19 protein-coding genes are annotated in these 21,247 nt (G+C 69.3%); 13 read left to right on the forward strand and 6 right to left on the reverse strand.

The window, feature by feature from the left end:
* Positions 1 to 78 precede the first annotated feature (78 nt).
* Entirely contained in the window at positions 79 to 903 is an 825-nt protein-coding gene (locus AWC19_RS00205; RefSeq protein WP_085076111.1) for a glycerophosphodiester phosphodiesterase, read from the reverse strand.
* A 4-nt stretch (positions 904 to 907) separates the two neighbouring features.
* On the reverse strand, positions 908 to 1,957 hold the full coding sequence (locus AWC19_RS00210) for a DUF4328 domain-containing protein (RefSeq protein WP_085076112.1): 1,050 nt from the start codon (positions 1,955 to 1,957) through the stop codon (positions 908 to 910).
* 801 nt (positions 1,958 to 2,758) lie between these two features.
* Here AWC19_RS00210 and AWC19_RS00215 point away from each other — a divergent pair.
* The 9 genes from AWC19_RS00215 (at position 2,759) to rraA (ending at position 8,865) form a co-directional block, all read left to right on the forward strand.
* The gene (locus AWC19_RS00215) at positions 2,759 to 3,382 is read left to right on the forward strand and encodes a superoxide dismutase (protein ID WP_085076126.1); all 624 of its coding nucleotides are present in this window, start codon (positions 2,759 to 2,761) and stop codon (positions 3,380 to 3,382) included.
* Between the two features lie 193 nt (positions 3,383 to 3,575).
* Positions 3,576 to 4,109, forward strand: a complete 534-nt coding sequence (locus AWC19_RS00220) for a peptidase (RefSeq protein ID WP_085076127.1) — start codon at positions 3,576 to 3,578, stop codon at positions 4,107 to 4,109.
* A 256-nt stretch (positions 4,110 to 4,365) separates the two neighbouring features.
* A complete protein-coding gene (locus tag AWC19_RS00225; protein ID WP_085076113.1) occupies positions 4,366 to 5,061 on the forward strand; it encodes a TMEM165/GDT1 family protein in 696 nt (231 codons plus the stop codon).
* Positions 5,062 to 5,515: 454 nt separating this feature from the next.
* The gene (locus AWC19_RS00230) at positions 5,516 to 5,914 is read left to right on the forward strand and encodes a transcriptional regulator (protein WP_085076114.1); all 399 of its coding nucleotides are present in this window, start codon (positions 5,516 to 5,518) and stop codon (positions 5,912 to 5,914) included.
* Positions 5,915 to 6,034: 120 nt separating this feature from the next.
* Positions 6,035 to 6,691 carry a DUF6474 family protein gene (locus AWC19_RS00235; protein WP_085076115.1) on the forward strand — a complete coding sequence of 219 codons (657 nt, stop codon included), beginning with the start codon at positions 6,035 to 6,037 and terminating at the stop codon, positions 6,689 to 6,691.
* A 20-nt stretch (positions 6,692 to 6,711) separates the two neighbouring features.
* On the forward strand, positions 6,712 to 7,359 hold the full coding sequence (locus AWC19_RS00240; RefSeq protein ID WP_085076116.1) for a YcnI family protein: 648 nt from the start codon (positions 6,712 to 6,714) through the stop codon (positions 7,357 to 7,359).
* The gene (locus tag AWC19_RS00245; RefSeq protein ID WP_085076117.1) at positions 7,356 to 7,868 is read left to right on the forward strand and encodes a copper resistance CopC family protein; all 513 of its coding nucleotides are present in this window, start codon (positions 7,356 to 7,358) and stop codon (positions 7,866 to 7,868) included. Before AWC19_RS00240 ends, AWC19_RS00245 begins: the two co-directional genes overlap by 4 nt.
* 99 nt (positions 7,869 to 7,967) lie before the next feature.
* A complete protein-coding gene (locus AWC19_RS00250) occupies positions 7,968 to 8,390 on the forward strand; it encodes an Rv3852 family protein (protein ID WP_085076118.1) in 423 nt (140 codons plus the stop codon).
* A gap of 1 nt (position 8,391) precedes the next feature.
* The gene (rraA, locus tag AWC19_RS00255) at positions 8,392 to 8,865 is read left to right on the forward strand and encodes a ribonuclease E activity regulator RraA (protein ID WP_085076119.1); all 474 of its coding nucleotides are present in this window, start codon (positions 8,392 to 8,394) and stop codon (positions 8,863 to 8,865) included.
* Positions 8,866 to 8,868: 3 nt separating this feature from the next.
* Here rraA and AWC19_RS00260 read toward each other — a convergent pair whose 3' ends face one another.
* Positions 8,869 to 10,338: a flavin-containing monooxygenase gene (locus tag AWC19_RS00260; protein WP_085076125.1), complete on the reverse strand. Its 1,470-nt coding sequence runs from the start codon at positions 10,336 to 10,338 to the stop codon at positions 8,869 to 8,871.
* A gap of 77 nt (positions 10,339 to 10,415) precedes the next feature.
* On the opposite strand from AWC19_RS00260, the gene AWC19_RS00265 reads away from it, so the two are divergent.
* From AWC19_RS00265 to AWC19_RS28710, 3 genes are all read left to right on the forward strand, one after another.
* Positions 10,416 to 11,057: a TetR/AcrR family transcriptional regulator gene (locus AWC19_RS00265; protein ID WP_085076128.1), complete on the forward strand. Its 642-nt coding sequence runs from the start codon at positions 10,416 to 10,418 to the stop codon at positions 11,055 to 11,057.
* A gap of 37 nt (positions 11,058 to 11,094) precedes the next feature.
* Positions 11,095 to 12,309, forward strand: coding sequence for a DNA polymerase IV (gene dinB / locus AWC19_RS00270; protein ID WP_085076120.1), 1,215 nt, complete (start codon positions 11,095 to 11,097; stop codon positions 12,307 to 12,309).
* Between the two features lie 102 nt (positions 12,310 to 12,411).
* The gene (locus AWC19_RS28710; RefSeq protein ID WP_142280894.1) at positions 12,412 to 12,600 is read left to right on the forward strand and encodes a PE domain-containing protein; all 189 of its coding nucleotides are present in this window, start codon (positions 12,412 to 12,414) and stop codon (positions 12,598 to 12,600) included.
* Here the strand turns inward: AWC19_RS28710 and AWC19_RS00275 are convergent.
* Positions 12,551 to 13,558: a PHP domain-containing protein gene (locus tag AWC19_RS00275; protein ID WP_085076121.1), complete on the reverse strand. Its 1,008-nt coding sequence runs from the start codon at positions 13,556 to 13,558 to the stop codon at positions 12,551 to 12,553. The two genes, AWC19_RS28710 and AWC19_RS00275, sit on opposite strands and share 50 nt — an antisense overlap.
* Positions 13,559 to 13,661: 103 nt before the next feature.
* Between AWC19_RS00275 and AWC19_RS00280 the strand changes: the two genes are divergently transcribed.
* A complete protein-coding gene (locus AWC19_RS00280; protein WP_085076122.1) occupies positions 13,662 to 14,519 on the forward strand; it encodes an LLM class F420-dependent oxidoreductase in 858 nt (285 codons plus the stop codon).
* Positions 14,520 to 14,874: 355 nt separating this feature from the next.
* Here AWC19_RS00280 and AWC19_RS00285 read toward each other — a convergent pair whose 3' ends face one another.
* Positions 14,875 to 16,341 (reverse strand): glutamate synthase subunit beta, encoded by a 1,467-nt coding sequence (locus tag AWC19_RS00285; RefSeq protein ID WP_085076123.1) that lies wholly within the window; start codon positions 16,339 to 16,341, stop codon positions 14,875 to 14,877.
* Positions 16,334 to 20,923 carry a glutamate synthase large subunit gene (gltB, locus tag AWC19_RS00290; protein WP_085076124.1) on the reverse strand — a complete coding sequence of 1,530 codons (4,590 nt, stop codon included), beginning with the start codon at positions 20,921 to 20,923 and terminating at the stop codon, positions 16,334 to 16,336. The genes AWC19_RS00285 and gltB overlap by 8 nt, the downstream gene beginning before the upstream one ends.
* Between the last annotated feature and the right edge of the window lie 324 nt (positions 20,924 to 21,247).

The following is a 21,247-nucleotide window of genomic DNA, read 5'->3' on the forward strand; positions in this document are numbered from 1 at the left end:
ACACTCAACGCCGCCACAGCGCACTCAGCGGCCTACCACCCATCAGCCGCCTGTAACCAACGTTATGGCCGGGTACACCTAGTGGGCGCCGTTGCCGGTGCTTCGGTGCTGCAGCCACGCCTTGGTGCGGCCCGGGTGGTGGGTGGCGAGCCAGGCCACCCCGACGTCGCGGCAGAAGTCGATGTCCTCGTACTCGTCGACGTTCCAGCAGTACACCGCCCGCCCCTGGGCCACGGCGCGGTCCACGAGCTGCGGGTAGTCCTTCAACGTCGGCAATGACGGTCCCACCGCGGTCGCGCCGACCGCCGTGGCCGCGGTGCTGGTCAGGTAGCGAGCGGTCCTGCCGAGCAGCACGGTCGGCAGCATCGGCGCGGCGCGGCGAATCCTCCAGACGGCGGCCGCCGAAAACGACATCACCACCGCGCGCGACCGGTCGGCCGAGGGCGGCGCGGCGATGCCGAAGCGGTGCAGCGCCGCGAGGAGTTTGCTTTCCACCAGCGAGCCGTAGCGGACCGGGTGCTTGGTCTCGATGAAGATCTTCACCGGCCGGCGCCAGTCCAAAACGAGCGACACGAGGGCGTCGAGCGTCAGCAGGCTGGTGTCACCGTGCGCCCCGTCCTCCCGCCAGCTGTCGTGCCACGCGCCGTACTCGAGCTTGCGGAGTTGCGCCAGGGTCATAGTGCTGACCAGACCGGCTCCCGTCGACGTCCGGTCCAGGCGGCGGTCATGCACGCACACCAGGTGGCCGTCGCGGGTCAACCGCACATCGCATTCCACGCCGTCGGCGCCCTGCTGGAGCGCGAGATCGTAAGCGGCCAGGGTGTGTTCGGGCCGAGCGGCCGAGGCGCCCCGGTGAGCGACGACATACGGATGCCCGGCGAGCACCTCGTCGGCCCAGGTCATACCCCTATGCTGCCGGTTCCTGCCCCTCCAACTCAACCGGGCCACCCGATGCCGGCGCGGCGGGCCGCGGCGGGCCCTCCGTGGGGACGACGACCCATCGGTGCGCGGGCCGCTCGACGGGTTTGCGCTCGAACCCCTCGAATACCCGGCCCGCGGCGGCCAGCGTGACGGCCGCGAGCAGGTAGGCGAACACCATCAGCACCGTGTTGTTGGCGATGCCCTGGGCGTCGGGGGCAAAGCTGGTCGCGATCGCGAAGGCCGACACCAGGTAGCTGAGCACCCACGCCACCCACCACTCGACGATCGGCCTGCGCAGCCGGGCGTAGTGCTCCTCGACGATGGCCAGCTCGATGACGAACACCGGCGCCCACAGCAGATTGGCGAGCGGAACGGCGCAGCCCGCCCACAGCGCCCGAACGGAGCGCGGCTCGGGCAGGCCGTGATGGGCGAACACGGCGGCCCGCCGCGCGATCAGCCAGCGGATCAGCAGCACACCGGAGACGATCACCGCCGCGATCGCGCCCAGGCTGGCCAGCACGCCCAGCCAGTCCGCGGCGAACGCGACGATCGAATTCAGCAGGGTGTTCCGGTTGACCACAAGCAGCACATACCGCACGACGTAGACCAGGGCGGTGATGCTGAGCACCAGCACGCTCAAGAACAGCCCGGTTCGCACGACGGGCGCCGATGGTGCTGTCCGCGTTGGCTTTTCGACCGTCGCCGGCGCCTGGTCGACGCGGTCGGCCAACCCCCAGCGCGGGATCACCGTGTAGCGCGGGGTGGGGCCCAGGGGCCGCCGCCCGTGCCGCGGCGGCGGCGCGGAGCCCGGGCGCACCGCGATCCAGCGGAAGCCCGCCGGCAGGCGCGGGGTGCGCTGCCAGGCGGTCGCCGCGGGAACGGGGGCCGTCGGCCCGGCCTGCGCGCCCCACCGCGGGTCGGCCGGCGGCGCGTCCGGCAGGGGCGCCATGAGCGCGCCCCGGCAGCGGGGGCACCACTCGCGCCGCCGCTCGCGCACGTTCCACCGCGTGCCGCACTGGGAGCACACCTGGATCACCGGACCAGACTAACGCCGCCGCCCACGCCGGCCGCGGATGCGGCCCGGCCGCGCAGGCGCGCGGTTGCTCGGCACCCACCGCGCCGATCGGCAACACCGAAAGCCGCCCACCCTATCCACAGTTTCCACAGGTTTATCCACAATTGGTGCATGGGTGTTCGCGGCATCGGCACAGCCCCCGCCGCGTGCCCGGCTTCGCCACTGTGGATAACACCCGGCTGGTACAGCTGTGCCATAAACAGGCCCAGGCGCGACCCGAGCGAAATGCATTGTCTTGCTAAGCATCGCCACGGCGGCGCCCGGCGGGACCGGCCCGGCGGCGGCTGTCTCCGCGCGCCGCGCCCGCCGTCGAGCAACACAGGCGCACCGCCGTTACGCAGGGCGTTTTTCAACCCCACTGCTAGCGGTTATGATCACCGTCACGAAAAATGGTTGTGACTCACCTCACTCGAGGTGAACGTGCAGGCGAAAGGCGCTTAATGGCGACGCATTCGTTCGGTCCCGGTTCCCCGGCCCCGTCGAACTCATACTCTGGCTCGCCTGCGTGGAACCATAGTTACAGCATCGCCGCCCTGCGTGCCGCTCTGATCGCGCTGGCGTTGCTCGCGGTTCTGGCCGTCATCGTCTTGTCTTAAATCGCGCCCGAGCGGGTAACCCGGGCCCCGCCCCGTTGCGGTCGTCCTTGCGGCACGCGCGGTCATGGAGCAGGGTTGACTGGTGAAGCTCGGGGCCCAGGCCGCCGCGTGGCCGACCCCGCGCGACTGCGCGTCAAGCACGATCACAATCGAAGAAAGGAATGCCGTGGCTGAATACACCCTGCCCGACTTGGACTGGGACTACGCAGCGCTGGAACCGCACATCTCCGGTCAGATCAACGAAATCCACCACAGCAAGCACCACGCCGCCTACGTCAAGGGTGTCAACGACGCCCTGGCCAAACTCGAAGAGGCGCGTGCCAACGACGACCACTCGGCGATCCTGTTGAACGAGAAGAACCTCGCGTTCCATCTCGGTGGCCACGTCAACCACTCGATCTGGTGGAAGAACCTTTCGCCGGACGGCGGCGACAAGCCGACCGGCGACCTCGCCGCCGCCATCGACGACGCGTTCGGGTCGTTCGACAAGTTCCGCGCTCAGTTCAGCGCGGCCGCCAACGGCTTGCAGGGATCGGGCTGGGCGGTGCTCGGCTACGACACCCTGGGCAGCAAGCTGCTGACCTTCCAGCTCTACGACCAGCAGGCCAACGTCCCGCTCGGGATCATTCCGCTGCTGCAGGTCGACATGTGGGAGCACGCCTTCTACCTGCAGTACAAGAACGTCAAGGCCGACTACGTCAAGGCGTTCTGGAACGTGGTCAACTGGGCCGACGTGCAGGCGCGGTACGCGGCCGCGACCTCCAAGACCCAGGGCCTGATTTTCGGCTGAGGCCAGTGTGGTGGAGGCCGGGGCGCCGCGCGGATCGCGTGGCGCCCTTGCCTTTCCCCGGCACGTTCGAGGTTTTCGATGAGCGGGTATTACCTGCCGTGTCGAGTTGCACCGCGCCGAAGCCGCAGGCATGCTGGGTTATTCGAGCTACCAGTGTGGTTATTCGGACGGAGAAGTCACGCGGGAGGCCGAGATGGAGACCGGTTCAGACCGTCCTATAGGGGTTTCGCCGTTCCACGCCCGTGGCGCGCTGAAAGGGTTCGTGATCTCCGGGCGTTGGCCCGATTCGACCAAGGAATGGGCCCAGCTGCTGATGGTGGCCGTCAGGGTCGCGTCGCTGCCCGGATTGCTTTCCACCACAACGGTGTTCGGGGCTCGCGAGGAGTTGCCCGACGAACCCGAGCCGGGCACCGTCGGCCTGGTGTTGGCCGAGGGCACCGTCTTCGGTGAAACCGCCATCCAGCCCGGGCATTTCGCCGAGCATCAGCCGCCGGCGCTGCTGATGCTGCACCCGCCGTCGGAGACGACGCCGTCGCTGCCGGAATGCAGCGGGGCCGCGTCGGGGTGCGTGCTGCTGCCGGGGTTGCCGTACCTGGGATTGGAACATCGCGCGGCCTGGGTGGAAGCCGAGGCCGACGGAACCATCACGTCGATGGTGAGCCGCGTCGGCGTCGATCCGATCAGCCATCCCGACACGGCCATCTTGGCGATGCTGCTTGCGGCGTAACGGAATTCGGATGCGCTGAATCGGCCCCCGAATCACAAATTACGGGTCTCCGAACTTCCCCGCCTCCCTGGCGTTCGCCAAATCGGCCCGCTAGCCTGAACACCGTCAGCGAAGGGGAGTAGCCCCGAATCGTCGTGTCGACATACTGGCGCACAGCCCGGCCGACGAACCGGTCCCGGCGGACCGGTGGGCGAGACCTTCGACCGATGTTCGGTGGCCCTTCCGGCGCCGACGACGTGTCGAAAGGTCGCCTCCCATGCTCGCCGCCACTTTGGTCACGCTCGGTGTGGTCTTCCTCGCCGAACTCGGCGACCGCTCCCAGCTCATCACCATGACCTTTGCGCTGCGCTACCGATGGTGGGTGGTGCTGGCGGGTGTGGCGATCGCGGCGTGCCTGGTGCACGGCGTCTCGGTGTCGATCGGCCACTTCCTGGGCGCCACGCTGCCGGCCCGGCCGATCGCTTTCGCGTCGGCGGTCGCCTTCCTGCTCTTCGCGGTGTGGGCGTGGCGCGAAGGCGCCGGCGACGGCCAGGCCGTCGCGACCGTCCGCGAACCCCGCTTCGCGTTGCTCACGGTGGTGTCGTCGTTCGTCCTGGCCGAGATGAGCGACAAGACGTCGCTGGCCACGGTCACCCTTGCGAGCAACCACGACTGGACCGGCGTGTGGATCGGCTCGACCCTCGGCATGGTGTTGGCCGACGGCTTGGCGATCGGCGCGGGGACGCTTTTGCACCAGCGCCTGCCCGCCAGGCTGTTGCACGTCCTGGCAAGCCTGCTGTTTTTGATCTTCGGCCTGTGGATGTTGTTCGACAGCGCGCTGGGGCTGCGCTCGGTCGCCATCACCGTGACCGCGGCGGTGGCGTTGATCGCCGCGGCCGCGGCGGCCGCGCAAACCGCTCGACGGCGCAGGAAAGAAGCCGCGATCGCCGGGAGGCCACCGGACGTCAACTAAGGCGCCGTCGCGCCACCTTCCCCTCGCACCGCCGTGCCCCGCATCCGCCCCGGAGGTATCGCCGCGGGCGATTATGTGCACCCTCGGCCCGTTTTGTACGCGTGTTCCCTACTTGACAGCAAATGATGTCGCCGCGAGCTCCGCGTCGCCTGCCGATTGCGGTGCGACTGCCCGGCATCCTCGCTCGCACCGCCGGACCGGGCGCCGGCGCGGCGGCCCGCCACCATCGCGCCGACGCCGAATTCTGCGGATAACCTGTGAAGTTCGCCGAGTTAGTGGACACCTCAGCGAATTGGTTAGACGCTCGTCAAGTGGGGGTTTGGCAAGCGTCAGCAATGGAGGTGTCGACCGCCCAGGGGTTTGCACCTGGTTGCGGGCCCAATCCCTCGCTACCATGATCAGCAAATACACTTAGGTAATAGTTCACTTCTACAGCCCAGTGGAGGTCTTATCGATGAGCACGACGTTCGCCGCCCGCCTGAATCGCTTGTTCGAGACGGTGTATCCACCCGGACGCGGGCCGCACACCTCGGCGGAGGTGATCGCAGCGCTCAAGGCGGAGGGCATCACGATGTCGGCTCCCTACCTGTCCCAGCTACGTTCGGGCAACCGCACCAACCCGTCAGCGGCGACCATGGCCGCCCTGGCCAACTTCTTCCGCATCAAGCCGGCCTACTTCACCGATGACGAGTACTACGAGAAGCTCGACAAGGAGTTGTCCTGGCTGGCCACGATGCGCGACGACGGCGTGCGCCGCATCGCGCTGGGCGCGGCCGAGTTGTCTGCGGAGGCCCGGCAGGAGATCGCGGAGCGCGTCGACGAGCTGCGGCGCGCCGAGCGCGCCACCGCATAGCCCGTAGCACATCTCGACCTGGAAAGCTGGGCCCGGCCCCTTCCGATTAGGGTTGGCTTTCGAATCGTGCACGAGCGATAGACACCGTTAGCCAGCGAGATCACCGGGAGGCGGCCGGGAATGGCCCTGTTTGGCAAGCGAAAGAGCCGCGCGACGCGTCGCGCCGAAGCCCGCGCGATCAAGGCCCGCGCCAAACTCGAGGCCAAGCTGGCCGCCAAGAACGAGACCCGCCGGCTCAAGGCCGAACGGCGCGCCGCGGAAAAGGCGCTGCGGGCGCAGATCAAGTCGCAGCGGGACAGCGACCGCACCGCGCTGAAGGTCGCCGAGGCCGAGCTCAAGGCCGCCCGGGAAGGCCGGCTGCTGTCGCCGACCCGGATCCGCCGGGTGCTGACGGTGGCCCGGCTGCTGGCCCCGATCCTGACGCCGTTGGTCTATCGGGCAGCCATGGCCGGCCGCTCGATCATCGACCAGCGCCGCGCCGATCGGCTCGGGATCCCGCTGGCCCAGATCGGCCAGTTCTCCGGGCATGGCGCCGAGCTGTCGGCCCGCATCGCCGGGTCGGAGAAGTCGTTGCGCCTGGTGCAGGAGAAGAAGCCCAAGGACGCCGAGACCCGGCAGTTCGTCGCCGCCATCACCGAGCGGCTCACCGACCTTTCCGCGGCCGTCACCGCCGCCGAGAACATGCCGGCGGCGCGGCGCCGGGCGGCCCACGCAGCGATCTCGTCGCAGCTCGACGGCATCGAGGCGGACCTGATGGCCCGCCTCGGGCTGGCCTGACCGCGCCGCCGGGAGATCCCGTGTCATCGCAGCACCAGCGGATTGTTCGCGTCCTAACGCCGGTCGTCGCGGCCGCCGCGCTCTACGTCGGCTCGGCCGCGGCTTGCCCCGCCGCGTGGGCGCACGTCCATGCCAGCGCGGACAACCCAGTCCGCGGCGCTAGGGCGACCGTCACCTTCCAGGTGCCCAACGAGTCGGACAAGGGCGCGGCGACCACCGCGCTGACCGTCACGCTGCCCAACGTGGCCTCGGCCAGCACCGAGGCCATGCCGGGATGGACGGCCAGGCTGGACCGCGACGCGGCGTCGGGCTCCGTCCGCTCGGTGACCTGGACGGCCGCGCCCAACGCCGGCATCGGCGTGGACCAATTCGCGCTGTTCCGCATCGCGGTCCAGTTGCCCGACGCCGAGACCGTCAGCTTCCCCGCGGCGCAGACCTATTCCGACGGCACCGTCGTCAACTGGGACCAGCCGCCGCAGCCGGGCGGCGGCGAGCCCGAGCACCCGGCGCCCATGCTGACGCTCGGCGGAAGATCGCCGGCGTCGCACGTGCACGGCGCTCCCCCGCGGTCGGAATCGCCCGACACGACCGCCCGCGCCCTGGCCGGGGTGGCCCTGGCGGTGGCCGCCGCCGGCCTCGCGCTCGCGCTGGTCCGCCGACGGTCATGAGACGAGAGGCCCTCGCCGGCTGCGCGGGGCTGCTGCTGGCCGCCGTGATGCTGACCGCCGCCCTGACCGCCCCGGTGGCGTCGGCCCACGCCGCGCGGGTGTCGGCCGAGCCCGCCGACAACGCCACCGTCGCGACCGGGCCCCAGCGGGTCAGCGCGACCTTCAACGAGCGATTGCAGACCACGTTCGCCGCCATGACGGTGGTCGGTCCCGACGGGAACGTGTGGTCGACGGGGGACCCGACCGTGCAGGGCGCGGTCGTCGGTGTAGGCCTGCGGCCCCTCGGGCCGGCCGGCACCTACACGGTCAACTACCGGGTGACGTCGGCGGACGGGCACGTGGTGTCGGGGTCCTGGTCGTTTCGCCTCACGGTGCCCGGCACCGGCACGCCGGGGCCCGCCGCCACCGGCGCCCGGCCGGGCGGCCACCCGCCGGTGTGGCCGTTCGCGGTGGCGACGCTGGCGCTCGTCGCGGCCGCCGGGGCGTGGGCGGCGCGCCGCCGGCGCTGACGACCCTGCTGGCCAAGGCGCCGCAAGCCCCCCTGGCATGATGGGACCGAGCAACCCGGTGCCCGCAATCACTTCAGAAAGCTGCAAAGGAGCGGCCGCATGGCAGACCCGCAGGACCAACCCAACGGCGAACCCGAGGGCGCAGCGACCCCGCCGGAGAAGAAGCCGCCCGCCAAGGCCGCCAAGAAAGCCCCTGCGAAGAAAGCGCCCGCCAAAAAGGCCGTCGCGAGGAAAACTCCCGCCAAGAAGGCACCGGCGAAAAAGGCTCCCGCCAAAAAGGCACCGGCCGCCGGCCCCGAACCGGCCCGGGACGCGCAGCAACGAATCGAAACCAACGGCCAGCTCGCGGCCGCCGCCAAAGACGCCGCGGCCCAAGCCAAGTCGACCGTGGAGGCCGCCCCGAACCCGGTCTCACCGGCCGTGCCGGCGCGCGAAGAAAGCGTGTTCCCCACGCCGTGGGCGGTCGCGCTGGCGGTCAGCCTGCTGGCCGTCCTGCTGATCCGTCAGCTGCGGCGCCGCTGACGTGTCCGTCTCCTTCAAGCCCACCGCCGACCTCGTCGACGACATCGGGCCCGACGTCCGCAGCTGCGACCTGCAGTTCCGCCAGTTCGGCGGCCGCTCCGAATTCGCCGGGCCGATCAGCACGGTGCGCTGCTTCGAGGACAACGCGCTGCTGAAGTCGGTGCTTTCCAGCCCGGGGAACGGCGGTGTGCTGGTGATCGACGGCGCCGGCTCGCTGCACACCGCGCTGGTCGGCGACGTCATCGCCGAACTGGCGCGGTCCAACGGCTGGGCGGGGCTGGTGGTCAACGGCGCGGTGCGCGACGCCGCCGCGCTGCGCGGCATCGACATCGGCATCAAGGCGCTGGGCACCAACCCCCGCAAAAGCAGCAAGACCGGGGACGGGGAACGCGACGTCGAGGTCACCCTGGGCGGGGTGACGTTCGTGCCCGGGGAAATCGCCTACAGCGACGACGACGGCATCGTTGTCGTCTGACGGTCAAACAGCAACCGGCGCAGGTTTCTTCGCAAACCGCAGGCCCTCGTCGTCGATCTTGCCGTGCCGGATCGTCCGCATGTCGAAGAAGTAGTTCTGTTTGAGCCGCCACGGCGCCCGCGATCCCGACTTGGGCAGCAGGTGCATCGCACGCTGGAAATACCCGGGGTTGAAGTCCATGAACGGCAGCACGTCGACGTCGTTGCCGGGGTGCTGCGGCTCCACGGTGTCGAAACCCTTGGCGTCCATGTAGTTCAGCAGCCGGCAGACGAACTCGGACACCAGGTCGGCCTTCAGCGTCCAGGACGCGTTCGTGTAACCGAAGGTGATCGCGAAGTTCGGAACGTCGGAGAACATGCAGCCCTTGTAGGTCATCAGCGTGGTCAGGTCGAAGGGCTGACCGTTCCTGGTCGGCTGCACGCCACCGAGCAACTGCATGTTCAAACCCGTTGCGGTGACGATGATGTCGGCCTGCAACTCCTCACCGGAGGTGAGCCGGATCCCGGTCTTGGTGAACCGGTCGATGGTGTCGGTGACGACGTCGGCCTTGCCGTGCCGGATGGCCCTGAAGAAATCGCCGTCGGGCGCCAGGCACAGCCGCTGGTCCCACACGTTGTAGCGCGGCCCGAAGTGCTTCTCGACGTCGTAGCCCTTGGGCAGGCGCCGCTGGGCCATCGTCATCAGCGTCTTGCGCATGTAGGCGGGCCGCTTCCGCGACAGCTGGTACTGGAAAGTGCTGAACGCGATCGCTTTCCAGCGATTCGCGATGTGGGCTAGGCGGTCCGGCAACAGCCGGTTGGCCCGAACGGCGAACGGGTCGACCGAGGGCAGCGAGCCGATGTAGGTCGGCGAGCGCTGCAGCATCGTCACATGCCCGGAACCGGAGTTCACCAGCGCCGGGATCAGGGTGATCGCGGTGGCGCCGGACCCGATGACGATGATCTTCTTGCCGGCGTAGTCCAGGTCCTCCGGCCAGTGCTGCGGGTGCACGATCGTGCCCTCGAAGTCTTTCGCTCCCGCGAAGGTGGGCGAATAGCCCTCGTCGTAGTTGTAGTAACCGGTGCAGGCGAACAGGAACGAGCAGGTGATCTCGCTCCGCTGGCCGTCGTGCTCCACCGTCACGGTCCAGCGGTTGTCGGCGTCGGACCAGTCGGCGGCCAGCACGCGGTGGCGGTAGCGGATGTGCCGGTCGATCCCGTTCTCGACCGCGGTTTCCCGGATGTAGTTTTTGATCGATTCGCCGTCGGCGATCGACTTGGCCGAGTGCCACGGCTTGAACCGGAACCCGAGGGTGAACATGTCCGAGTCGGAACGGATGCCCGGGTACTTGAACAGGTCCCAGGTGCCGCCCAGGTCGGCGCGGCGTTCGAGGATTGTGTAGCTCTTGGTCGGGCAGCGGTTTTGCAGGTGCCAGGCCGCGCTCACGCCGGAGATGCCGGCGCCCACGATGAGGACGTCGAGATGCTCAGTCATGCGGGCCACGTTATCAACGCGGTGTCGAGTCAGTCAACGGCCTGTCGAAATTCTCGACCACGTGTAAAGTGGCGGCCGTGACCACCGCCGGCCAGACCCGCGCCCTGCGCGGCCGTCGCGCCATCCGCCCGTCGGGCGACGACCGCGAGCAGGCGATCCTGGCGACCGCCGAGCGCCTCCTCGAGGAGCGCGGCTTCGCCGCCATCTCGGTCGACGACCTGGCCAAGGGCGCCGGCCTGTCGCGGCCGACGTTCTACTTCTATTTCAAGTCCAAGGAGGCGGTGGTCCTCTCGCTGCTGGAGCCGGTGATCGCGCGCGCCGACTCCGAGTTCGACGGCGCCATCCAGCGGCTGCCCGCCGACCCGCGCCGGGTTTGGCGCAACGGCATCAAGGCGTTCTACACGGCCTTCGCCTCGAACCGCGCCCTGGCGCGGGCCGCGACGGAGGCGCTGGCCTCCAGTTCGGAGCTGCGGGCGGTGTGGTCGGGCTACATGCAGAAATGGATCGACCAGACGGCGGCCATGATCACCGCGGAACGGGCCCGCGGCGCCGCGCCCGAGACCATCCCGGCCGCCGACCTGGCGACCTCGCTGAACCAGATGAACGAGCGCACCATGATGGCCGCTTTGTCCGCCGAGACCCCGGCGGTCGACCAGGACCGGGTCGTCGACACCCTCACCCACATCTGGGTCAGCAGCATCTACGGCGAGGCCGGCTAAGCCGCCTCTCGATATCGTCGGGGCCCGGTGCGAACATATGTTCGTGCGGTGCGACGCCTCCATTCTGCACGCCGACCTCGACTCCTTCTACGCGTCCGTCGAGCAGCGCGACGATCCGACGCTGCGCGGCCGGCCGGTGATCGTCGGGGGCGGCGTGGTGCTGGCGGCCAGTTACGAGGCCAAGGCGTACGGCGTGCGCACGGCCATGGGCGGGGCGCAGGCCCTGCGGCTGTGCCCCCACGCCGTCGTGGTCCCGCCCCGGATGAGCGCCTACACGCGCGCCAGCGACGCGGTGTTCGAGGTGTTCCGCGACTGCACGCCGCTCGTCGAGCCGCTTTCCGTCGACGAGGCGTTTTTGGACGTCGGCGGGCTCGGCCGGGTCTCCGGCACGCCGGTGCGGATCGCCGAGCGGCTGCGCGCCGACGTCCGCGAGCGCGTCGGCCTGCCGATCACCGTCGGGGTGGCCCGGACCAAGTTTCTCGCCAAGGTCGCCAGCCAGGAAGCCAAGCCCGACGGGCTGCTGCTGGTGCCGCCCGACCGGGAGCTGGCCTTCCTGCGCCCGCTGCCGGTGCGGCGGCTGTGGGGCGTGGGCGCGGTGACCGCCGAAAAGCTGCGCGCCCACGGCATCGCGACCGTCGCCGACGTCGCCGACCTCGGCGAGTCCACGCTGGCCGCGCTGGTGGGCGGCGCGATGGGCCGCCAACTGTATGCGCTGTCGCGCAACGTCGACCGCCGCCGGGTGACCACCGGCGTGCGCCGCCGATCGGTCGGCGCGCAGCGCGCGCTGGGCCGCGCCGGCAACCGCATGTCGGCCGCCGAGGTCGACGCGGTGGTGGTCACCCTGATCGACCGGATCACGTCGCGGATGCGCACCGCCGGGCGCACCGGACGCACCGTGGTGCTGCGGCTGCGGTTCGACGACTTCGGCCGGGCGACCCGCTCCCACACGCTGCCGTGGGCCACCTCGGCGACCCGGCCCATCCTGGCCGCGGCCCGGGGGCTGGTCGCGTCGGCGCAGCCGCTGATCGCGGAGCGGGGGCTGACGCTGATCGGCTTCGCGGTCTCGGGCATCGACCGCGGCGGCGCGCAGCAGCTGATGCTGCCGTTGGGCGCGGCCCGAAGCGAGCTCGCCGCCGACGACCTTGACGCCGCGATCGACCGGGTGCGCCACCGCTACGGCAAGTCGGCGCTGACGCCCGCGGTGCTGGTCGGCCGCGACGCGGGCCTCGAGATGCCGCACCTGCCGGACTGAGTTTCCCGGCGCTCTCGGCACGAGAGTGCACCGGAGGCACCCAACCGGCCTTCAGAATCGTGCTCGAGCCGGCGCGGCTGAGAGGAGCGCTCTGCGGAGGGAATCGATGTCGATCGCGCCCTCGGTTCCGGCGCGGCGGCGTTGCCGTCGTTGACCGCGTTGGCGCCGGCCGGGGCCGAAGAGGTGTGGATTCAGGCCGTCATGGCGTTCGCGGCTGAGGCCCAGGCGATGCCGGCCCTCACTAGGCCGACCCGGCCCACTCCAGCAACGTATCGGCCGGCCACGTGTTGACGATCCGGTCCGCGGGCACGCCGGCGTCCAGCGCGCGCTGGGCGCCGTAGCCCAAAAAGTCCAGCTGCCCGGGCGCGTGCGCGTCGGTGTCGATGCTGAACACGCAGCCGATCTCCAGCGCGAGCTTGAGCAGGCGCATCGGCGGGTCGCGGCGCTCCGGGCGGGAGTTGATCTCCACCGCCGTCCCATGGTCGCGGCAGGCGGTGAACACCGCCTCGGCGTCGAACTGCGATTCGGGCCGGATGCCGCGGCCGCCGGAGACCAGCCGCCCGGTGCAGTGGCCCAGCACGTCGGTGTGCGGGTTGGACACGGCGCGGACCATGCGCCGCGTCATTCCCGCGGAATCCATCGACAGCTTCGAATGCACGCTGGCCACCACGACGTCGAGACGCTCGAGCAGCTCGGGCTCCTGGTCCAGGCCGCCGTCCTCGAGGATGTCCACCTCGATGCCGGTCAGGATGCGCATCGGCGCGAACTGCTCGCGCAACCCCTCGATGACGTCGAGTTGCTTGCGCAACCGCTCCGGAGACAGCCCCTTGGCGATCGTCAGGCGCGGCGAATGGTCGGTCAGCGCGCAGTATTCGTGGCCCAGCGCGGAGGCGGTCGCCATCATCTCGTCGATCGGCGCCGACCCGTCCGACCAGTTCGAGTGCAGGTGTAGATCGCCGCGCAGCGCCGATCGGATGTCACCGCCACCGAGATATGCTGCGGCGGCGCGCAATTCGACGAGCATGTCGGGTTCGCGGCCAGACCAGGCCTGGTCGATCACCTTGGCGGTCTTGGGCCCGATGCCCGGGATCGTCTGCCAGCTGTTGGCCTGGCCGTGCCGCTCCCGCGTGGCGTCGTCGAGCCCCTCGATGATGTCGGCGGCGTTGCGGTAGGCCATCACCCGCCGGGGGTCGTGGCGGCTGCGGTCCTTGTAGTAGGCGATCTCGCGCAGGGCCGATACCGGATCCATGACTCCAGTGTGCCCGGCCCGGTCATCCGGCCGGCCGGCGACGAGGGCTCACCGACCGGCTCAGTTTAGTTGCCCTTCATAAAGACCGACTAACGTCGGTGGCATGCGATTCGCGTTCAAAACCTCACCCCAAAACACCACCTGGGCCGACATGCTGGCCGTCTGGCGGGCCGCCGACGGCATCGAGGTCTACGAGTCCGGGTGGACGTTCGACCACTTCTATCCGATCTTCTCCGACAGCGCCGGCCCCTGCCTGGAGGGCTGGACGACGCTGACCGCGCTGGCGCAGGCCACCGAGCGGCTGCGGCTGGGCACCCTGGTCACCGGCATCCATTACCGCCACCCCGCCGTGCTGGCCAACATGGCCGCCGCGCTCGACATCATCTCCAACGGACGCCTGGAGCTGGGCATCGGCGCCGGGTGGAACGAGGAGGAGTCGGGCGCGTACGGCATCGAGCTGGGCACCATCAGGGAGCGCTTCGACCGGTTCGAGGAGGCCTGCGAGGTGCTGACCAGCCTGCTCAGCCAGGAGACCACGGACTTCGCCGGCAAGTACTACCAGCTCAAGGGCGCGCGCAACGAGCCCAAGGGTGTGCAGCGCCCGCACCCGCCGATCTGCATCGGCGGCAACGGGGAGAAGCGCACGCTGCCGATCACCGCCCGCTACGCCCAGCACTGGAATTTCGTCGGTGGACCGCCGGACTTGTTCGCCCGCAAGCGTGACGTCCTGGCCGCCGAGTGCGAGAAGATCGGGCGCGACCCGAGGGAGATCACCCTGTCGGCGCACCTGCGCCTGAACGAGGACCGCAACTACGAGAAGGTCCTCGAGGAGGCGGCCGGCCTGGCCGCCGCGGGCCTGAACCTCGGCATCATCTACATCAACCCGCCGCACGACCCCGCGGTGCTGGAGCCGATGGCGGAAAAGATCCGGGATTCGGGGCTCTGGGACGCGGCGGGCTGACCCCCGCGTCGGGATGACAACGCTGTAAGTCCGGCAAACCCGTCGCGCGCCGGCGCTGCGCCGGCGGGGACGACTACACGCCGAAGAGCACCAGCTCCTCGGCGGTGATCAGGCGCTCGTTCTTGGCGGGAAACTCGCGGCTCTTCATCGGGTGGCGAAACCAGGACCAGGCTATTCGCCCCATCCGCGACCGAGGTACTGGGTTGACATGCACAGTGATCACTCCTGCGATCGGTCCGATCTATGGGACTCCCCCGAGACGAGCCCGCAATGAATCCATTAGACAACAGCGGGCTGGCAAACATGGGCAGAAACGCCGAATCGGTTCCGCGTGTTTCTGGTGTGACTGGTGTGACTACTGGAGGGGGACGGTCGTCGGCTTGATCGGCGCCGGCAGCGCGGTCGAGCCCATCAAGTAGCGGTCCACGCCCGCCGCGGCGGCCCTGCCCTCAGCTATCGCCCAAACGATCAATGACTGGCCACGACCCATGTCACCGGCAACGAAAACGCCGGGAACCGAGGTGTCGAAATCGGCGCCGCGCGCGACGTTGCCGCGCTCGGTGAGCTTCACGCCGAGGTCGGTCAGCAGGCCGTCCTTCTCCGGGCCGACGAATCCCATCGCCAGCAACACCAAATCGGCCTCGAGCTCGAAGTCGGAGCCCTCGACTTTGACGAACTTGCCGTCCTGCATGGTCACCTCGTGCGCCTTGAGGGCGGTGACGTGGCCGTCCTTGCCGACGAACTCCTCGGTGTTGACCGAGAACACCCGCTCGCCGCCCTCTTCGTGCGCCGACGACACCCGGTACATCAGCGGGTAGGTGGGCCACGGCGTCGACGCGGCGCGCTCGTCCGGCGGCCGCGGCATGATCTCGAACTGGTGCACCGCGACGGCGCCCTGCCGGTGCACGGTGCCCAGGCAGTCCGCGCCGGTGTCGCCGCCGCCGATGATGACGACCTTCTTGCCCTTGGCGGTGATCGGCGGCTCGCCGTCGGGCCCGAGGACGTCGTCGCCCTCCTGGACCCGGTTGGCCCACGGCAAGAACTCCATCGCCTGGTGCACGCCGTCCAGCTCGCGGCCGGGCACGGGCAGGTCGCGCCAGGCGGTGGCGCCGCCGGCCAGCACCACCGCGTCGAACTCCGCACGCAGCTGGTCGGCGGTGATGTCGACGCCGACGTTGATCCCGACCCGGAACTCGGTGCCCTCGGCGCGCAGCTGCTCCAGGCGGCGGTCCAGAACCCGCTTTTCCATCTTGAATTCCGGGATGCCGTAGCGCAGCAGCCCGCCGATGCGGTCGTCGCGCTCGAAGACGGTCACGCTGTGACCGGCGCGGGTGAGTTGCTGCGCGGCGGCCAGGCCGGCCGGCCCCGAACCCACCACGGCGACCTTCTTGCCGGTCAGCTTGTCCGGCGGCAGGGGCACCACGAAGCCCTCGTCGAAGGCGTGGTCAATGATCTCCAGCTCGATCTGCTTGATCGTCACCGGATCCTGGTTGATGCCCAACACGCACGCCGGCTCGCACGGCGCCGGGCACAGCCGGCCGGTGAAGTCCGGAAAGTTGTTGGTGGCGTGCAGCCGCTCGATGGCGTCGCGCCAGCGGCCGCGGCGCACCAGGTCGTTCCATTCGGGGATCAGGTTGCCCAGCGGACATCCGTTGTGGCAGAACGGAATGCCGCAGTCCATGCAGCGGGCCGCCTGGTGGCGCAGCGTCTCGTCGTCGAAGTCCTCGTAGACCTCGTTCCAGTCGCGCAGCCGCAGCGGCACAGGCCGGCGCCGCGGCAATTCCCGATGCGTGTATTTCAGGAAGCCGGTGGGGTCAGCCATGCGCGGCCGCCATGATCGCCTGGTCCACGTCCACGCCGTCCCGCTCCGCCTCGGCGATCGCCTGCAGCACCCGCTTGTAGTCCCGCGGCATCACCTTGACGAAGCACGGCAGCTGCCCGGACCAGTCGTCCAGGATGCGTTGCCCCACAGCCGAGTCGGTGGCGTCGACGTGCGCCTGGATGGTGGCCTGCAGGTACTCCACGTCGTCCTCGTCCAGCGGTTCCAGCTCGACCATTTCGGCGTTGAGGTTTGACGGCAACTCGCCCCGCGGGTCGTACACGTAGGCCACGCCGCCCGACATGCCCGCCGCGAAGTTGCGACCGGTCCGGCCCAGGATGACGACCTTGCCTCCGGTCATGTATTCGCAGCCGTGATCGCCGACGCCCTCGACCACCGCGTGGGCGCCGGAGTTGCGCACCGCGAACCGCTCCGCGACCACGCCGCGCAAATAGACCTCCCCGCTCGTGGCGCCGAACAGGATCACGTTGCCGCCGATGATGTTGTCCTCGGCGACGTAGTCGGCCGGCGCGTTGTCCGACGGCCGCACCACGATCCGGCCACCAGACAGGCCCTTGCCGACGTAGTCGTTGGCGTCGCCGTAGACGCGCAGGGTGATGCCCCTGGGCACGAAGGCGCCGAAGCTGTTGCCGGCGGACCCGTCGAAGGTGATGTCGATCGTTCCGTCCGGCAAGCCCTCGGCCCCATAGGCTTTCGTCAGCTCGTGGCCGAGCATGGTGCCCACGGTGCGGTTGACGTTGCTGATCGTGGTGGAGAACCGGACCGGCTTGCCCGAATCGAGCGCCTCGCGGCTCATCACGATCAACTGCTGATCGAGTGCCTTGTCCAGCCCGTGATCCTGCCGCGAGCTGCAGTACAGGTCCTGGTTCATGAAGGCCGACTCCGGCGCGTGCAGCACCGGCGTCAGGTCCAGCTTGTGCGCCTTCCAGTGCGCGCGGGCCAGCGTGGTGTCCAGCGAGCCGACCTGGCCGACGGCCTCGTTGAAGGTGCGGAAGCCCAACTGCGCCATGTATTCCCGCACTTCTTCGGCGATGAACATGAAGAAGTTCTCGACGAACTCGGGCTTGCCGGTGAACCGCGCGCGCAGCACCGGGTTCTGGGTGGCGACGCCGACCGGGCAGGTGTCTAGGTGGCACACCCGCATCATGATGCAGCCCGAGACCACCAGCGGCGCGGTGGCGAAGCCGAATTCCTCGGCGCCCAGCAGCGCGGCGATCATCACGTCGCGGCCGGTCTTGAGCTGACCGTCCACCTGGACCACGATCCGGTCACGTAACCCGTTGAGCAGCAACGTCTGCTGGGTCTCGGCAAGGCCGAGTTCCCAGGGGGCGCCGGCGTGCTTCATCGAGGTCAACGGGGTGGCCCCGGTGCCGCCGTCGTGCCCCGAGATCAGCACCACGTCGGCGTGCGCCTTGGAAACGCCCGCCGCGACCGTTCCGACGCCGTTCTCGGAGACCAGCTTGACGTGCACCCGCGCGGCCGGGTTGGCGTTCTTCAGGTCGTGGATCAGCTGCGCCAGGTCCTCGATGGAGTAGATGTCGTGGTGCGGCGGCGGCGAAATCAGGCCGACGCCGGGCGTGGAGTGGCGGACCTCCGCCACCCACGGGTACACCTTGTGGCCCGGAAGCTGGCCGCCCTCACCGGGTTTGGCGCCCTGGGCCATCTTGATCTGAATGTCCGAGCAGTTGGTCAGGTAGTGCGAGGTGACCCCGAACCGGGCCGAGGCGACCTGCTTGATCGCGCTGCGGCGCCAGTCGCCGTTGGGGTCGCGCTCGAAACGCTTGGCGTCCTCGCCGCCCTCGCCGCTGTTGGACCGGCCGCCCAGGCGGTTCATAGCGATGGCCAGCGTCTCGTGCGCCTCGGCCGAGATCGAGCCGTAGCTCATCGCGCCGGTGGAGAAGCGCTTGACGATCTCGCTTGCCGGCTCCACCTCGTCGAGCGGCACCGGGGGCCGCACGTCGCCGCGGAACTTCAGCAGGCCGCGCAGCGACGCCATCCGCTCGCTCTGGTCGTCGACCAGGCGGGTGTATTCCTTGAAGATCTTGTACTGCCCGGTGCGGGTGGCGTGCTGCAGCTTGAACACTGTCTCGGGGTTGAACAGGTGGTACTCGCCCTCACGGCGCCACTGGTATTCGCCACCCACCTCCAGCTCGCGGTGGGCGCGCTCGTCCGGCCGGTCGAGGTAGGCCAGCTTGTGGCGGGCGGCGACGTCGGCGGCGATGTCGTCCAGGGTGATGCCGCCGGTCGGGCAGCTCAGCCCGGTGAAGTATTCGTCGAGCACGTCCTCGGAGATGCCGACCGCCTGGAACAGCTGGGCGCCGGTGTAGGAAGCGACCGTCGAAATGCCCATCTTGGACATGACTTTCAGCACGCCCTTGCCGGCCGCCTTGACGTAGTTGTTCAAGGCCGTGTTGCGGTCTATCCCGTTTGCACCGCCGTCGAAGAAGCCGCGGTCAAGCATGTCCTCGATCGACTCGAACGCCAGATAGGGGTTGATCGCCGCCGCGCCGAAGCCGACCAGCGCCGCCATGTGGTGCACCTCGCGGGCGTCACCGGTCTCGACCACCAGGCCCACCTGGGTGCGCGTGCGGTCGCGCACCAGGTGGTGGTGCACCGCCGCCACCGCCAGCAGCGACGGGATGGGGGCCAGCCGCTCGTCGGATTCGCGGTCGGACAGGATGATGACCCGGGCCCCGTCGGCGATCGCCGCCGACGCCTGCGCGCGCACGTCCTCGATTGCGGCGGCCAGCCCGGCGCCGCCGTCGGCGACGGGGTACAGGCAGCGAATCACCTTGGAGCGCATGCCGTGTGGCCGCCCGTCGATCTTGTCGTCGGGGTTGAGGTTGATCAGCTTGGCCAGCTCGTAGTTACGCAGGATCGGCTGCTGCAACACGATCTGGTGACAGGAGTTCTCGTCCGGGTTGAGCAGGTCGCGCTCGCCGCCGGTGGTCCCCTGCAGGCTGGTCACCACCTCCTCGCGGATGGCGTCCAGCGGCGGGTTGGTCACCTGGGCGAACAGCTGCTGGAAGTAGTCGTAGAGCATGCGGGGCCGCTGGGACAACACCGCCACCGGGGTGTCGGTGCCCATCGACCCGATCGGCTCGGCGCCGGAGCGGACCATCGGCGCCACCAACAGGTTGAGCTCCTCGTAGGTGTAGCCAAAGATCAACTGGCGCTTGACGAGTCGCTCGTGCGGCATCCGGACGTACTCGCCCGACGGCAGGTCGTCAAGGGGAACCAGGCCCTTGTCGAGCCACTCCTGGTAGGGGTGCTCGGCGGCCAGCTCGGCCTTGATCTCCTCGTCGTCGACGATGCGGCCCTGCGCGGTGTCCACCAAAAACATCCGGCCCGGCTGCAGGCGCATCCTGCGGACCACCTTGGCCGGGTCCAGGTCCAGCACCCCGGCCTCGGAGGCCATCACCACCAGGCCGTCATCGGTGACCCAAATTCGCGAGGGGCGCAGACCGTTTCGGTCCAGCACGGCGCCCACGATGGTCCCGTCGGTGAACGTCATCGATGCCGGGCCGTCCCACGGCTCCATCAACGACGCGTGGTACTGGTAGAACGCCCGCCGCGCCGGGTCCATCGACTCGTGGCGCTCCCAGGCCTCCGGGATCATCATCAAAACCGCGTGGGCGAGGCTGCGGCCGCCCAGGTGCAGCAGTTCGAGCACCTCGTCGAAGCGGGCGGTGTCCGACGCCCCGGGGGTACAGATCGGGAACAGCTTCTCGACGTCGTCGCCGAAGACGTCGGTCTTGATCAACGCCTCCCGGGCGCGCATCCAGTTCTCGTTGCCCGTGACGGTGTTGATCTCACCGTTGTGGGCGATGCGCCGGAACGGATGTGCCAGCGGCCAGGACGGGAAGGTGTTGGTGGAGAACCGCGAGTGCACGATGCCCAGCGCGCTGGTCAGCCGATCGTCTTGCAGGTCAAGGTAGAACGCCTTGAGCTGCGGGGTGGTCAGCATGCCCTTGTAGATGAACGTCTGACCGGAAAGACTTGGGAAATAAACGGTTTCGCGACCCGGGCCGTCCTGCCCGGGGCCCTTGGTCCCGAGCTCGTGTTCGGCGCGCTTGCGCACCACGTACGCGCGGCGCTCCAGCGCCATGTCGGACGCACCCGCGATGAACACCTGGCGGAACGTCGGCATCGCGTCGCGCGACAGCGCACCCAGCGACGAGTCGTCGGTGGGCACGTCGCGCCAGCCCAGCACCTGCAGGCCCTCGGCCTCGACGATCTTCTCCACCGCGGCGCAGGCGGCGGCGGCGTCCTTGGACGACTGCGGCAAAAACGCGATGCCCGTGGCGTAGCTGCCGGGCGGGGGGAGCTCGAAATCCACGACCTCGCGCAGGAAGGCGTCCGGGACCTGAATCAGGATGCCCGCGCCGTCACCGCTGCGCGGCTCGGCGCCCTGGGCGCCGCGGTGTTCGAGGTTGAGCAGCGCGGTGATCGCCTTGTCGACGATGTCGCGGCTGCGCCGGCCGTGCATATCGACGACCATGGCAACCCCGCACGCGTCGTGCTCGAACGCGGGGTTGTATAACCCGACGCGCTTCGGCGTCATATGCACCTGACCCTTCACCAAAACGTTCTCGCTGCCATTACGAGCGGCTCCGACGGGGCCGCAACCCCGGAGGGTTGCGGGCTTCGGACCCCTTAGGCCCCTTCGGTCTTGTCGATAGGCTGTCCCCAAGCGGAGCTGGTCCGATCAGGGATTCGTCCGTGCAGCGCTGAACGGGGGCTTGGAACCGGTCTCGACAAGTCGTAAAACGATATGACAATACCCGCCTGACATGCCAACTTCGTTAAGTCTAGCCGCCGACCGGCAGCGCCGTAAATTCGCTGCAGCCAACGACCGGCGACGCCGCCGACGTGCTGTTTCCGGTCG

The sequence above is a fragment of the Mycobacterium palustre genome, assembly GCF_002101785.1.
Lineage (GTDB): Bacteria > Actinomycetota > Actinomycetes > Mycobacteriales > Mycobacteriaceae > Mycobacterium > Mycobacterium palustre.